The organism is Photobacterium alginatilyticum, assembly GCF_009910675.1.
GTDB classification, from domain to species: Bacteria; Pseudomonadota; Gammaproteobacteria; order Enterobacterales; family Vibrionaceae; genus Photobacterium; species Photobacterium alginatilyticum.
Genome location: NZ_RSEJ01000136.1, coordinates 1 through 962 on the forward strand (window position 1 = coordinate 1; position 962 = coordinate 962).

The 962-nt window shown below is 32.1% G+C and carries 1 protein-coding gene; it reads right to left on the bottom strand.

Annotated features, from left to right (window positions below; translation table 11 throughout):
- Window positions 1–312 precede the first annotated feature (312 nt).
- Window positions 313–962: chloroplast envelope membrane protein CemA (locus EIZ48_RS31510; protein ID WP_160658745.1), on the bottom strand; the 650-nt coding region annotated here is incomplete at its 5' end.

The following is a 962-nucleotide window of genomic DNA, read 5'->3' on the forward strand; positions in this document are numbered from 1 at the left end:
ATGAGCGATGCGGAAATGGATCGAGTAATCTGTTCCTTTATCCAAGAAAAGGTATTTCTAGTTTGCATGGKCCAATCATTGATCCCGAAAATTTCTACAATAAATTGGAATAGGTCACTAGTATAGTTCCCTATCCACGATTCTGGTATTTACTGGAATAATTTGACTAAAATAATATAGAATTTATAGAATATAGGATGAATCCCCGAKATAAGTAGAAATAGAAAGAGTAAGTACGATTTGCAATTCCTTTTTMTGTACAACTCCAAAGTAACAAAGATTCGAATTGGATTAATCTGAGTGGATTATTTGTCAATCATTCATTGAATGATAAATCACTACAAGTGACGGAGATAGCCGATTTAAATAACGGAAAATCCAATATTTWAAAATTGTATCTAGAATAACTGGAAAGGTARAAACAAGACCAGATATAATTTGATCGTTATGAACAAAYCCMAAATCTTGGTAAACGGAACCAATCATTAGTTCCCACCCATGGGGGGAATGAAATCCGATACATAAATCAGTTAATAAAAGAATAGAAAAAGCTTTTATTGTATCGCTTAGGTTATATAAGAATTCTTGAGCCCAAGAGTTAAGAATAACGAGTTCTTCATTACCCAGAATAGAATAACCACTTAGAATAATGAAAGAGAYTATATTTGTCGAGAAATGCAAAATCGTATGGATAAAATMCTCGTTGTATATCTTGATTAATTGGATCGTTTCTTTGTGCATTCCTATACGAAGCTTTTGTATATGTGTCTCCGAGTAKTCCTTGATCATTTCGTCCAAGAGGACTAGTTCTTCTAATTCTATAAATTTTTCTAGAATATTCTTTTCTTGAATATCATTCAAAAAAGTTTCGGATTGGTTAGTATTCCACCAATAAATAACCCAAGATTCCAGACTTTTATTAGAAATCCACCAGGGCAAAACTACTACAGATGCAAGATATA